The sequence below is a fragment of the Streptomyces sp. TLI_171 genome (assembly GCF_003610255.1).
GTDB lineage: Bacteria > Actinomycetota > Actinomycetes > Streptomycetales > Streptomycetaceae > Kitasatospora.
Genome location: NZ_RAPS01000001.1, coordinates 209,496 through 222,511, shown reverse-complemented (window position 1 = coordinate 222,511; position 13,016 = coordinate 209,496). Strand labels below are relative to the sequence as shown.

Here is a 13,016-nt window from a genome sequence, read left to right as displayed (position 1 = left end):
AGGCGACGAGGAGGGCGAGCCTTCGGCCGAGGCGGGCGCGTCGCGGAGGCCGACCGCCGGGCAGGCACCCGTGGGTGCGGCTGCCTGCCGGGCGGGGAGGACTACCAGACGGGGGCGACCAGTTCGCCGGTGGCGGCGTCGCGGACGGCGATCGCCTCGACCGGGCACATCTCGGCGGCCTCGGTCAGCTCCGGCGAGCCCTCGGTCGATGAACGGGCCGGCGTGGCGCGGCCGTTGGCGGCGAGCAGGAGGTCCTGCGGGGCGGTTCGGGCGCACAGGCCGCTGCCGATGCAGCGCACCTGGTCGACCGTTACCACCAGGCGGGGGTCGTCGCTCACCAGGTCACCGCCAGGCGGAGCGGGCTGCGGGTGATCAGGCCGGTGCGCCACTCGATGTCCTCGACCGGGGCGGCGAGCCGCAGTTCGGGCAGGACCCGGGAGAGGTGGTGCAGGCCGAGTTCGAGCTCCATCCGGGCCAGCCAGGCGCCCAGGCAGTGGTGCGGTCCGGCGCCGAAGGTGAGCGACGGGGTGCCGAGCGGCGCGAACAGGTCGAGCGGCCCCGGCGGGTAGACCTCCGGGTCGGCGTTGGCCGCGGTGGTGTCGGCGGCGACGACCGCACCCGCCGGAATCGTCACCCCGCCGATCTCCAGGTCGGCGGTGGCGCGGCGCAGTTGGCCGGGCGCGGTGGTGCGGTCGCCGAGCGGGATGGTGCGCAGCAGCTGCTCGGTGGCGGCGGTGGCGGCCGACAGGTCCTGGCCGATCCGGCGCCAGGTCTCGCCGCGCTCGGGGTCGAGCAGGTACACCAGCGCGTTGCCGAAGCTGGTCATGGTGGTCTCGTGCCCGGCGATCACCAGCCCGATGGTGAGCGAGGTGATCTGGGCCTCCGTCATGCCGCCGGTCTGGTCGGCGGCCTGCACCAGCGAACTCACCAGGTCCTCACCGGGGTTCTTCCGTCGGGCCAGAACCAGCTGGTAGCCGAACTCGCCGAACTCCCGGATCGCGGTCCGGATCTCCTCCGCGGTGTACGCGGTGGTGGAGAGCGCGTGGTCGCTCCAGCTGCCGAGCCGGTCGATGTCCAGGCCCTCCAGCTCCATCAGCCGGCTGATCACCCGCACGGGCAGCGGCTTGGTGAGCGCCCCGACCACCTCCGCGGGCGAGCCGGAGGCGGCCAGCCGGTCCACCAACTCCCGTACCACGTCGTCCACCCAGGGCCGCCAGCGCTCGATCGCCCGTGGCGTGAAAGCGCGCTGGACGGTGCGCCGGATCGCCTGGTGGTCGGGCCCGTCGCTGTTCAGGATCGAGGACGGGTCGTCCAGGATGTTCGGCGTCAGCGTGGTCGGGGGCGCGTCCGGCGCGTACAGCGAGGCCCGGCCGAGGTCCGGGTGGGCCAGCGCCTGGCGGACGTCCGCGTGCCTGGTCAGCACCCACACCGGCGTTCCGGTCGGCAGCGCGGCCAGCCGCGGGGGGCCGGGCTCGGCGTGCCGCAGGCAGTGCAGCGGCACCAGCGGCGGGGAGTCGGGGGCATCGGTGTGCGCGTCGGTGGTCATCGGTCCTCCTGGCAGAACACCCGCAGGTCCAGGGCGCTGCCGACCGGCAGCCCCTCCCCCCGACCGTATGCGGCACAGCGCCCTTCCGAGTAGGACGCAAACCGGCCACCCCGAACAGGGCAACTGACGTTCGAAAACCGAAGATTGACGCGACGTCAGAACAGTCGAACGAGCGGACGTCGGACAGGGCGTCAGGGGGCGGCGGGGAGGGCCGCTGCACGGCGGCCCCGACGGCCGGCGCCTCGATCCCGATCAGCGCCTCCGGCAGGAACGGCGCCACCACCTGCACGGCCTGCGCCGCCTGCGCCGCGGAGGCGACCTGGCCCGACACCCGGACCGGCCGGCCCGTGCCGCACACCACTCGGGGGTGATCGGCGCCGGGCGGGACGCCGTTCGGCTCGTTGAGGCGGGTGAGGTGGGAGCTGCTCGTCCCGGCCGTCCTCGGCGGGGTAGCGGCAGGATCGCCGATGCCGGATCGGGGGGTGCGGTCGGCGGGGCGTCAGTTCTCGACGGCCGGCAGCTCGCGGAGGAACGGCCGGTCCGACGGCGGGAGCTGGGCGAGCGGACCGGCGGCGCGCAGCACCACCTCCAGCACGGCGTCCGGGTCGCAGGCGTAACCGCCGCTGGCCCAGGCCGCGTTGGCCTCCACCACCGCCCAGCCGCGCTCGGACCGGCCGACGTCCACCACCGAGGCGCTCGGCAACGGCGCGCCAGAGGCCGCCAGCACCTCGGCGGCGAAGGCGCGCACCTCGGCGTCCTCGTCCTCGCCGCCGCCGACCGAGAGGCCGCCGTCCACGGCGTAGCGCGAGGCCGCGCGGACGGCGCCGTCCAGCACGAACAGCCGGAGCTCCGAGGCGAACCGCACGACCTCGCTCACCAGCACGGGCGTCCCGCCGTCCAGCAGCTCCGGGCCCGGCAGTTCGGAGCCGTCCGCGTACACCCGGGCCGCGAAGTGCTTGTCCACCGGGGCCTTCACGAACGCCGGGCGGCGCAGCCGGCGGGCTTCGGCGAGGGTGGTCGACTCCACCCGCCGCCGCGTCACGTCGCGCGGCAGCGCAGCCAGCCAGTCGGCCGCCGGCTCCAGCAGGCCGAGCCCGAGCGCCCGGCCCACGGCGTCCGCGAACAGCGGCCCGCCGTACAGGTGCACCGGCGACCCCGCCAACTCCTCCGGGGCCCGCCAGGACGTGGCCGTGAACGCCCGCAGCCCGCGACGCCCGGCCGCGGTGCGCAACTGCAGACCGGTCTCGTTGATCCGGGGCGCGAGCAGCAGGGTGGCGGTGGTCATGCCGTCGATCATGCCCTGCGGGCGGGCGCCCGGGCGACGGGGTTTTCCGGGCCCGCGCGCTCCGGCCTCCGGTGGGTCGGGCCCGTGGAGCCCGCGGTCGCACCTCGGTGACTGGCGGGGCGGAGCGCCGTCGACCGGGACCCTGGCAGCCGGATCCCGATCGGGACCGTGACGATCCGTCAGGCGCCATGGGCGGTCCTGCCCGTGGGACGCGAGGTCGCAGCGCCACCGCGGAGCAGAGCTACCGTCGGCCCGACCTCGTGCGACCGCCGCACGTCGACGTCAGGCAGGGTCCCGTCGCCCGGCCGGGCCTCGCCGCCCCGGTCCCCGGGCACGCCCGCGGGGTCCGGCAGGCCGGTCGAGCCGTTCGGGCGGAAGGCGTCGGCGTGGCGGGCGCACCAGGCGGCGAAGGTGCCGGGCGGGCGGCCGAGGAGCTGCCGGACGGTGTCGGTGTGCAGGCCGACGGTGTCCGCGCGCAGCAGGGTGAGGAGGGGTGATGACGTGGCGTCAGCCGCCGAGCTCGGCCCGCAGTGGTCGGACGATCTGCTCCACCAGTCGGCGGGCGGCGCCGGGCGGGTAGGGGGCGCGGAGGCTGAGGACCAGGTGGGTGAAGCCGGCCGCGACGAGTTCGGTCAGGATCGCGCGGTCGGCGGCTGGGTCGTCGTAGGAGACGATGTACTGCACGGAGCGGGTCACCGCGCGCGGGTCGCGGCCGATCGCGGCGCAGTGGGCGTCCAGGACGCGGGCGCGCTCGACCAGGTGGGCGACCGGATGGTGCGGAGGGCCGGGGATGTTCCAGATGTCGGCGTGTTCGGCCGCCAGGCGCAGCAGGCGGTCGCCCCAGCCGCCGATCAGCAGCGGCGGGCCGCCCTGCTGGACCGGCGCCGGGCGGTTGTGGTTGCCGGTGAGGGTGACGTACCGGCCCGCGTAGTCGAAGGCCTCCCCGGTCCACATCCCGCGCAGGACCTCGACGGTCTCCTTGAGCCGGGCCAGGCCCTCCGCGGGCGGGACCAGGCTCAGCCCGTACCCGGCGTACTCGGCGGCGGCCGGGTTCTCGCCCGCGATGCCGCCGGCCCCCGCGGGCTGGTGGGTGCCGCCGACGCCGAGGCCCATGATCAGGCGGCCGCCGGAGACGACGTCCACGGTGGTGGCCATCTTGCCGAGCAGGGCCGGGTGGCGGAGCCGGTTGCTGGTCACCAGCAGGCCGAGCCTTAGCCGCCGGGTGCGGGCGGCCAGGGCGGCGAGCAGGGTCCAGCCCTCCAGCACCTCGCCGTCCTTCGGGCCGACGATCGGCATCAGGTGGTCCCACAGCCAGGCGTCGGCGATCTCGGGCAACTCGTCAGCCTCCTCCCAGACCCGCAGGATCTCCTGATAGGGGACGCGCATGGGAGTGGTCTTGAGGCCGAACCGGACGTCGGAAAAGGCGGGTTGCGACATAACCATCAGCGTAGCAAATCATCAGCACGGCTGACGATTGAGGTGTCGGAATACGCTCTCCCCATGACCAGTGACGCAAGCCCCGGCCCGCTGACCGGCCGCCTCGGCTACCTGCTGAAGCACGCGCACCTGCGCTACGCCGAGGCGTCCACGCGGGCGCTGGCTCCGCTCGGGGTGGACGGGCGGGAGCTGGCGGTGCTCGCGGTGCTCGCGGCGGACGTCCCGCTCTCCCAGCAGGAGGCCGCCGCGCGCCTGACCGTCGACCGCACCACGATGGTCGCCCTGGTCGACGGGCTGGAGGCGAAGGGCCTGGCCGAACGGCGGCGCAGCGACACCGACCGCCGCAAGAACCTCGTCGTGCTCACCGCGCCCGGACGCAGGCTCCTGCGCGCAGCCGAAGCCGTCCGCACCGAGGCCGAGCGCGACTTCCTCGCACCGCTCGGCGCCGCCGACGCAACCGCTCTCCTCCGGGCCCTGCGAGCGCTGACCGCGGAGTCCGCCCCGGACCCCGGGGCGGACCCGGGGACGGGCCCGGGTGGGGGGTTCTGAGCCGGGGTCAGTGTTCGGTGCCGGCGTGCACGCGTTCGACCACGGAGGCGGGCAGGCGCTCGTCGACGCCGGTGCCCTCGACCATGATCACGTACTTGTCGTCCGTCCAGACGCAGGTGACGGCCTCGTCCTCGCGTTCGGTGGCGGAGTCGTCGGGGTCGTAGGTGTCGCAGTACATGGTGCCGGGCAGTGAGGTCGGGACGGGGCGCGGCGGGTGGTCGCCGCTCGGGTCCAGGATGTGGCTCTGCAGCTCGCGCTGGAAGGTGGCGCTGGACTTGGCGACCATGACGGTCCAGCGGGGTCGGTGGTCGTCATCGGCCAGCGCGGCGCCGGAGGTGGCGTTCGGCAGCGAGCCGTACAGGGCGGCCTGCGGGTCGACCATTCCGCTCGCGGTCAGGTCGGCGCTGATCCGCTTCCAGTTCGGGTAGCTGCCGTCGGTCGTGCTGGCCCGCATCCGGTCGCCCTGCACGCTGTTCGGCAGCTGCGGGGCGCCGGAGCCGCCGCCGAGGAAGTGCACGCCGAGGGCGACCAGCACCGCCGCCACGGCCACCGCGCCCACGCCCAGCGCCACCCGGTTGCGGCGCGCCGCCTCGGGGTCGACCGGTACCGTCCCGACCGGCGGCAGCCCCGGCGGAACGGGCGGCAGCGGGGGAGCGGACGGTGGTGCGAGCGGCGGTGCGGACGGTGGCGCCGGCGGCGGAGCGGTCGGTGCGACGGCCCCGGCGGGAGCAGCGGGCAGGGTCGCCGCGAGGGTGTGGGCGAGCGCGCTGTTGAGGTCCAGCATCTCCGTGACGGCCTCGGTGAGCGCCGCCAGGGCCGCGCCGTCCTGCGGCGCGGCCTCGGCCCGGGCCAGTGCCTCCCGCCACCGCGGCAGGCGGTGCAACTCCTGGCGCGCCCGGGCCACCGCCTCCGCCGCCGGACCGGCCGGCCCGTCCTGCACCAGCGCCGCCACCACCGCGTCGACCGGTCGACGCTCGTCCCCCGAAGCCATCGTCAATCCCCCGTCCGGACACCTGCTTTGCCACCAATGTGGCAGGACGTGTCCGGGCCGGGGCGGGTTCTGGATGAACGGAGACAGAACCGCAATCGGGACGGGGTGGAGCGGGTGCGACAGCAGGCGTTCCGGTCGGGGCGGGGCGGGGCGGGGGCGGCGTTCGGGGGCGGGTGGGCCGGGGGCGGGATCAGACCGCGGACTCGGCCGGCAGGCGGCCGCTGCGGATGGCCGCCAGCAGCGCCGCGTGGTCCGCCTCCGACTGGTCCGCGTAGGCCACTGCGAAGCGCGAGACGGCGTCGTCCAGGCGGTCGTCCTTGCCGCAGTAGCCGGCGATCAGCGCCGCGTCGGCGGTGTGCGCGTGCGCCCGGGCCAGCAGCGCGCCGGTCAGCCGGCCGTAGTCGTCCAGCTGGGCGGGGGTCAGCGCGGCCGGGTCGACACTGCCCTTGCGGTTGCGGAACTGCCGTACCTGGTAGGGGAGTCCGGCCACGCTGGTCCAGCCCATCAGCGGGTCGGAGACCACCTGCATGCGCTTCTGGCCCAGCACCACCCGGCGGCCCTCGTGCCCGCCCTCGGGCGGCACCGGGAAGCCCGCCCGGGCCAGGTGCGGCAGCAGCGCCGACGGCCGCGCCTCCTTCACCTGCAGCACCAGCGGCCCGCCCCGGCGGTCCGTCAGCAGCACCACGTACGAACGGGTGCCGACACTGCCCGTCCCGACCACCCGGAACGCCACGTCCTGGACCCGGAACCGGGACAGCAGCGGCTGCAGTTCGGCCGCCACCGTGTGCCGGTAGGACGCCAACGAGCCCGCCACCAGCTCGGCCTGACGGTCGGTCACCTCGCTGAGCACCGGCGGCGCCGGCACGAAACGCCAACCGCCGTCCGCGGTGCGGACGGTGGAGCGGGACGCGAACTTCGCGCCGGTGTTGCGCAGGGCCTTCGCCGACACCGCCGCCAGCACCTCGGCCAGCTCGTGCGCCCCCGCGAACTCCACCAACTGGTGGTCGGCGATGGCGTCCCAGGCGTTCCAGGCGTCCAGCGCCGGGAGCTTCGCCAACCGGCGCACCGTCCGCCGGTACGTCGCCACCGCGTCGGACGCGGCCTGGCGGCAGGCCGGTTCGTCCGCGCCCGCCTGCCGACCGGCCAGCACCAGGCTGGCCGCCAGCCGCTTCAGGTCCCACTCCCAGGGGCCGGACACCGTCTCGTCGAAGTCGTTCAGGTCCAGCGCCAACCGGCCCCGGGCGTCGCCGTACAGGCCGAAGTTGGCGGCGTGCGCGTCCCCGCACAGCTGCGCGGCGATCCCGCTCACCGGCGTGGTCGCCAGGTCGTGCGCCATCAGGCCGGCCGAACCGCGCAGGAACGCGAACGGCGAGGCCGCCATCCGCCCCACCCGGATCGGCACCAGGTGCGCCAGCCGGCCCGCGTTCGCCGACTCCACCGCCGCCGCCACCTCCGGGCGGGAGGCCGAGAGCAGCAGCCGGGCGTGCCAGTCCAGCGGCACCCGCTCGCGCAGCAGCTTGCCGCGCCGCTTCGGGCCCTCCGCGAGCGCCGCCCCGTCCAGCTCCAGCGCGGTCGGATGCGCCGGGACGCAGGACGCGGCGCCGGCGAATCCGTCGACCGCGAACTCCCGTCCCTGCAACACCGGTTCCACGGTCGTCGGGACCACCTCCGGCAGCTCCGCCGCGCCCTGCTCCCACGCCCCGACCGCCGACACCCCGGACTCCCTCCGCCGCACCGCGACACCGGCGGGGACCGCCCCCACCAGCGGTGACGCTACCGGGCCGGCGGCCCGCCGCAGCGGGCGGGTCCGCCCCGGAACACGTCGTGCACGGCCGTACCATGCGGGACATGGCACACGACATCCGCAACCTCGACCCGGCGTACCTGGACTTCTGGCGCGAGTACCAGCTGTGCACCCTGACCACGTTGCGCCCCGACGGCACCCCGCACGTGGTCCCGGTCGGCGCGACCTTCGACCCGGAGACCGGCATCGCCCGGGTGATCAGCAGCCGGGAGAGCCGCAAGGTCCGCAACGTGCTGGCCGCCGGCGAGGCCGGGCAGCGGGTGGCGATCTGCCAGGTCGACCGGGCCCGCTGGGCCACCCTGGAGGGCCGCGCGGTGATCCGGCAGGACGCCGCCTCGGTCGCCGACGCCGTGCGCCGCTACGCCGAGCGCTACCGCCAGCCCCGGGAGAACCCCGAGCGGGTGGTCATCGAGATCACCGTCGACCGCGCCCTCGGCCGGGCCTGAACGACGGATTCCAGCAAGCAGAAGGGCGGGCGCCGACGGGCGTCCGCCCTTTTCGCATCCGCTCTCTTGCCACGACTGGTCTGTAATGCAAAGCTGACTGCATGACAGATGCTTCGGTGCCGCTGCCCGGCACCCCCCGTGAAGTCCTGGCCGGCCTGGGCGAGTTGACCAGGCGGGTCCGGGCGGTCCAGCGCGACGCGTGGATCCCGCTGCTGCTGTTCGGCCTGCTCACGCTCGGCGGCATCCTGGCGGGCCGGCTCACCTTCCACCGGGAGAACGTCCCCTGCCCGCCCGGCGCCGGCGGCTCCGCCGAGACCTGCACCCTGATGCGCCAGGGCTCGCCCGCCTACTGGACCGCGGGCCTGCTGCTGGCCTACGCCGCCACTGCCGCCTGGTACCTGCGGCGCTCCCGCCGACGCGGCGTCGGCACACCCGTCCGCCCCTACGTGGCAGCCGGAGCGGCGGCCACGGCCGCGCTCGCCGTGACCACCTGGTGGGGCGCCTCGCAGGCCGGGCCCGGCGCCGAACTCCACTTCTGGGGACTGCACCTGGCGGCCGACAGGCCCGGGACGCTGCTGCTCCAGCACTTCCTCGGCGAGGCCGCCGCGGTCGGTGTCCCGCTGCTGGTGCTGGCCCGGATCGAACGCAGCCGCGCCCTGCTCGCCTTCACCGCCGGATACCTGGCGCTGGAACTGCTCCCCGTCACCTTCGGCTGGTGGGGCACCGCCGCGGGCCCGTGGTCCGCCGCGACCCGCCTCGGCGTCCCCGCGCTCTACCTGCTGGCCGGGGCCCTCGCCTTCGGCCTGGCCGGCCGCCGCACCCGCACCCCGAAGGCCGCCGCGTGAGCACCGATCAGGCTCCCCCCGAGGAGACCGAACAGCACCCCGCCAAGGCCCTCGACGACACCGTCCACCAGCGGATCCGGCTCGGCGTCCTCACCGTCGCCCACCAGGCCCGGCGCGCCGAGTTCGGCTTCCTGCGCAGCACCCTCGACCTGACCGCCGGAAACCTCGGCCAGCACCTCACCGTCCTGGAGAAGGCCGGCCTGATCGAGATCGAGAAGGGCTACGAGGGCCGCCGCCCCCGCACCTGGGTCAGCCTCACCCCGGCCGGCCACCACGCCCTGCGCGAGGAGGTCGCCCAACTCAAGCGCCTGATCCGCCGGATCGAGGACGCCGGAGCGGGCTGACGGCGCGTCAGGCCCGCGCGGTGACCACGTGGAAGGTGACGGTGGCGAGGAACGGGCCGGTGGCGAGATGGGTGAGCCAGCGGTCGGCGTCGGGGGCGGAGAAGTAGCCGGCCGCCACGGCCCGGCGGGTGACGCGCTGGAGGCCGAGGACCAGGTCGGCCGGGCCGACCTGGCGGAACACCGGGGTGATCGGGTGGACGTCCACCACGTCCAGGCCGGACTCGGCGGCCAGCCGGGGGAGTTGGCTGCCGATCCGGCCGTTGCGCACCGCGTGGTCGGTGACGTAGCGGGTGTAGGCGGCGGTCAGCGCGGCGTCCGGGTGGTCGACGGTCAGGGTGCCCCAGTCCGGCTCGCCCAGCACCAGCAGGCCGCCCGGGCGCAGCACCCGGCGGGCCTCGCGCAGGGCCAGCGACGGGTCCGCGACGTGCTGCAGCACCCGGTCGGTGCGGGCCCGGTCGCAACTCGCGTCGGCCAGCGGGAGTTCGTGCAGGTCGGCGAGGCGGGCGGAGACCTGCAGCAGGTGGGCGGTGCGGTCCGCGGCGGTGTCGACGGCCTCCCGGTCGTGGTCCACGCCGAGCACCGTGCCGCCCGAGCCGACCGCCTCCGCCAGGGCCGGCAGGTCGGTGCCCGGGCCGCAGCCCAGGTCCACCACGGTGTGGCCCGGCTCGACCGCCAGCGCCGCCAGCATCGTCGCCTTGTACTCCCGGCCGAGTTCGGAGACGGCCAACCGATCCAGGTAGGCGATCGGATCGGGCGGCACGGTCTCGAACACGGGGGAGGTCATGACGGGAAGTCAATCAAACCCGGCCCCGCCAGGGAAGCTCTCGCGCGCAGCACAAGGGGCGCACGCCGGAACGGGCCGGGTCGCCGCGCTCCGGCGCGCACCACGGTCACGAGACCAGCGGGCCGTCCGCCGACTCGGTGAGCGTCACCGTGCACAACCCGCCGCGCTCCGCCACCACGTCGGTGACCGTCAACCGGGTGCCGGGCAGCAGAATGTACTCCTCCTCGTCGGTGAACGCCGAGAACTCGCGGATTCCCACCGCCCGGGCCGGCCGCACCTCGAACAGCGTCCGCCGGCCGCGGCTGCCCAGGAACGAGCGGGCCACCCCCGGACGCGAGGTGCACGAGGACACGCCCCACCAGGTCACCGTCCGCCCCAGCGGGTACTGCGCGCGCAGGTCCAGCCCGACGCCGCGCCACAGCGGCTCGGTGCGCACCGGCAGCCGGCCCACCGCGTCGAACAGCAGCCGCAGGTACGGCAGGTACGGCGTGAGCCGGGAGCGGTCCGGGTGCCGCAGCACCGCGTTCAACTCCCGGTAGAACGCCGACTCGCAGGTGTACAGGTGGAGCGCGGCGATCGCCTCCGCGTCGAGCACCGCCTGCGAGCCGCCGTCGGCGCGGCGCTTGCCGAACTCGTGCGCCGAGCCGACGTGCCGCTCCAGGCCGCGCAGCAGCGCCGCCACCGGCTCCACGGCCTCCCGGAAGCCGACCGCCTCCAGGTCGAACACGCCCGTGACGGGCGGCAGTTCGAGACCTTCGTCCTTCACCGAGGCCAGCCGCTCCAGGTACAGCTGGTGCAGCTCCATGGTGGAGGCGATGAACGCGCCCATCCGTGACGCGGTCTCCCCGTCGGTGCGGCCGTCCGCCGCGGCCGCCGCCTGCCAGCCCGCGCTGGGCAGCCAGTCGACCGGGTCCGCGCCGAGACCCGCCAGCGCCGCGTTCACCTGCGCGAAGTGCTCGCCGTCGCAGAAGACGTCGCCCTGCGCGGCCGGATTCGGGTGGTCGATGTGCCGGACCTGCACGGCCGGGTACTTCTTCTCCAGCCGCTGCACCACCGACTTCAGCGAGCGCGCGTGCGCACCCCACCAGGCGAACACCACACCCCGGTCCTCCTTGGGACCGTCCTGCTTGGCCCGCAGGATCTCCTCCACGATGCGCTCCGCCACCGGCTTCCAGAACGCCGTGTGCGCGGCCGGACCGGTCGAACCGTCGCTGCTGGCCGTCAGCGCCGCGTTCAGCAGCAGCACGCCCTGCGTCAGCATCGCCTGGAACCACTCCGGCGGCTGCACCGTGCCGTGCTGCGCCAGCAGCCCGCGCAGGTCGGCGATCGGCGTCTTCTTCGGGATGCCGTACTTCCACATCGCCGCCGCCTTGACGATGCAGCGGATGCTCACCACCCGGCCGAACTGGCTGTCCTTCCAGTCGTGGAAGGTGTTGTCGAACATCGCGATGCCGGTGGCGCTCTCCGGCCGCGGGTACGGGTTCTGCCCGAACACCACCACCTTCCACTTCTGCGGCGCGTTCGGCTTCAACGCCTGGAAGGTCAACTCCCGCACCGGCACCACGTCCTGGCCGCGGCCCGGGCCGATGAACGCGGCCGCGGCCGGCTGCGCCTCGATCACCGGCTTCAGCACCTCCAGCCAGGGCTCGCCGCCGCCCTTGAACAGCGGGGCCAGACCGAGCGGGTCGGCGGCGTCGAACTGCGCGTCGGGCGCGGGGGACTCAGTCATGGCAGGGCTCCGGCGGATGGCTGATCGGCAGGGGTCGGCGGACACGCGCACCCGCCGCGACCTGCCCGGACGGGCGGTCGGCGCGGTGCGATCCGGGAACCAACCTATCCGCGGCCGCTGACAGTCCGTCACCGCGCCGCTGTCGGTGCCCACCGATAGGTTCGTGATCGACAACGAGCCGCCGGACGAACGGAGTTCGCCGCATGACCGTCAAGCACACCCCCGAGCCGCTGCGCGTGGTGCTGACCGACCTCAACCCCGAGGTGGTGGACGCCTGGCGGGCCGCGTTCGCCGGAACCCCCGACATCGAGATCCGCACCGGTTCGATCCTCGACGTGGACGTCGACGCCTGGGTGTCGCCCACCAACTCCCGCGGCCTGATGAACGGCGGCCTCGACGCCGTCGTCAAGCGCCACCTCGGCGCGGGCATCCAGCTGCGCGTGCAGCGCGCCATCCGCGACGGCCACGGCGGTGAACTCCCGGTCGGCAGCGCCGTCTGCGTCCCCTCCGGGGCGGCCGTCCCGCGCTTCCTGATCTCCACGCCCACCATGCGCACCTCCCGGCAGAACGTCAGCCATACGCTGAACGTCGCGCTCGCCTGCGCCGCCGCCTTCCAGGCCGTGCACCGCCAGAACGCCGCCACCCCCGGCTCGATCGCCTCCGTGGCCCTGGTCGGCCTCGGCGCCCAGACCGGTCAGGTCCCCGCCCGGGTCTGCGCCAACCTGATGTGGACCGGCCACTCGCTCTTCCAGGACCACGAGTTCAGCGACGACGAGGAACTGCGCCGCACCGTCACCGACCAGCTCGACGACCTGCTCGCCGCCCCGCCCGAGCGCCCCGTCCGCCTCGCCGTCCCGGCCCGCGCGACCCGCAGGCGCGGCTGAGCCGCTCCGCCCCGCCCCGCCCCCGGATCGAAAGACGGCCGGCCCGAAACGGCCCGGGACGCCGTCCTGCCCGACGTCCGGCCGGGTCATCAGGGGCGAGCGCAGGTGCAGCTCCAGGCGGGGGCCGGTGAGGGGGACGGTGCTCCAGGTGGCGGTCGCGGTTCCCGTGCCGGGGGCGACGGTCAGCCGGACGCGGTGCGGCGTGGTGACCAGGTGGAGATCGGCGAGGAAGCGGCCGTCGTGCCAGCCGCCGGTGGCCACGACGGGGCGGCCGAGCGGCGAGCTCTCCCGCCAACTCCGGTGGCCCACCTCGATCTCGGGGAGGTTCCCGAGCCGGACCTGCCAGCCGCCGGCGACGGGAGCGACGAGAAC

At 75.1% G+C, this 13,016-nt stretch carries 13 protein-coding genes; 5 read left to right on the top strand and 8 right to left on the bottom strand.

Annotated elements, in window-relative coordinates; genetic code table 11:
• Positions 1-101: 101 nt before the first annotated feature.
• The 4 genes from BX266_RS01080 to BX266_RS01060 form a co-directional block, all read right to left on the bottom strand.
• Positions 102-338 carry a ferredoxin gene (locus BX266_RS01080; protein WP_099897048.1) on the bottom strand — a complete coding sequence of 79 codons (237 nt, stop codon included), beginning with the start codon at positions 336-338 and terminating at the stop codon, positions 102-104.
• A complete protein-coding gene (locus BX266_RS01075) occupies positions 335-1,546 on the bottom strand; it encodes a cytochrome P450 (RefSeq protein WP_099897047.1) in 1,212 nt (403 codons plus the stop codon). Before BX266_RS01075 ends, BX266_RS01080 begins: the two co-directional genes overlap by 4 nt.
• 499 nt (positions 1,547-2,045) lie before the next feature.
• The gene (locus BX266_RS01070; RefSeq protein ID WP_099907237.1) at positions 2,046-2,831 is read right to left on the bottom strand and encodes an ATP-grasp domain-containing protein; all 786 of its coding nucleotides are present in this window, start codon (positions 2,829-2,831) and stop codon (positions 2,046-2,048) included.
• 507 nt (positions 2,832-3,338) lie between these two features.
• The gene (locus tag BX266_RS01060; protein WP_220659685.1) at positions 3,339-4,268 is read right to left on the bottom strand and encodes an LLM class flavin-dependent oxidoreductase; all 930 of its coding nucleotides are present in this window, start codon (positions 4,266-4,268) and stop codon (positions 3,339-3,341) included.
• Positions 4,269-4,331: 63 nt separating this feature from the next.
• On the opposite strand from BX266_RS01060, the gene BX266_RS01055 reads away from it, so the two are divergent.
• On the top strand, positions 4,332-4,817 hold the full coding sequence (locus BX266_RS01055) for a MarR family winged helix-turn-helix transcriptional regulator (protein WP_099897046.1): 486 nt from the start codon (positions 4,332-4,334) through the stop codon (positions 4,815-4,817).
• 7 nt (positions 4,818-4,824) lie between these two features.
• On the opposite strand, the gene BX266_RS01050 is transcribed toward BX266_RS01055, so the two are convergent.
• On the bottom strand, positions 4,825-5,808 hold the full coding sequence (locus tag BX266_RS01050) for a hypothetical protein (RefSeq protein WP_180290336.1): 984 nt from the start codon (positions 5,806-5,808) through the stop codon (positions 4,825-4,827).
• A 190-nt stretch (positions 5,809-5,998) separates the two neighbouring features.
• Complete coding sequence (locus tag BX266_RS01040; RefSeq protein ID WP_399171202.1) at positions 5,999-7,459, bottom strand: DUF2252 domain-containing protein; 1,461 nt, start codon at positions 7,457-7,459, stop codon at positions 5,999-6,001.
• A gap of 197 nt (positions 7,460-7,656) precedes the next feature.
• Here BX266_RS01040 and BX266_RS01035 point away from each other — a divergent pair, with 197 nt between their 5' ends.
• The 3 genes from BX266_RS01035 to BX266_RS01025 all read left to right on the top strand — a co-directional run bounded on the left by BX266_RS01035 (position 7,657) and on the right by BX266_RS01025 (position 9,247).
• The gene (locus tag BX266_RS01035; protein WP_099907231.1) at positions 7,657-8,058 is read left to right on the top strand and encodes a pyridoxamine 5'-phosphate oxidase family protein; all 402 of its coding nucleotides are present in this window, start codon (positions 7,657-7,659) and stop codon (positions 8,056-8,058) included.
• A gap of 101 nt (positions 8,059-8,159) precedes the next feature.
• Positions 8,160-8,903 (top strand): hypothetical protein, encoded by a 744-nt coding sequence (locus BX266_RS01030; RefSeq protein ID WP_143686835.1) that lies wholly within the window; start codon positions 8,160-8,162, stop codon positions 8,901-8,903.
• A complete protein-coding gene (locus BX266_RS01025; protein WP_099897042.1) occupies positions 8,900-9,247 on the top strand; it encodes a transcriptional regulator in 348 nt (115 codons plus the stop codon). The genes BX266_RS01030 and BX266_RS01025 overlap by 4 nt, the downstream gene beginning before the upstream one ends.
• A gap of 7 nt (positions 9,248-9,254) precedes the next feature.
• Here the strand turns inward: BX266_RS01025 and BX266_RS01020 are convergent, their stop codons facing one another.
• Together BX266_RS01020 and BX266_RS01015 are read right to left on the bottom strand one after the other, a co-directional pair.
• A complete protein-coding gene (locus BX266_RS01020) occupies positions 9,255-10,031 on the bottom strand; it encodes a methyltransferase domain-containing protein (RefSeq protein WP_099897041.1) in 777 nt (258 codons plus the stop codon).
• A 106-nt stretch (positions 10,032-10,137) separates the two neighbouring features.
• Positions 10,138-11,760 carry an ADP-ribosyltransferase domain-containing protein gene (locus BX266_RS01015; protein ID WP_099897040.1) on the bottom strand — a complete coding sequence of 541 codons (1,623 nt, stop codon included), beginning with the start codon at positions 11,758-11,760 and terminating at the stop codon, positions 10,138-10,140.
• A 203-nt stretch (positions 11,761-11,963) separates the two neighbouring features.
• On the opposite strand from BX266_RS01015, the gene BX266_RS01010 reads away from it, so the two are divergent.
• Complete coding sequence (locus BX266_RS01010; protein ID WP_099907229.1) at positions 11,964-12,644, top strand: macro domain-containing protein; 681 nt, start codon at positions 11,964-11,966, stop codon at positions 12,642-12,644.
• Positions 12,645-13,016 lie beyond the last annotated feature (372 nt).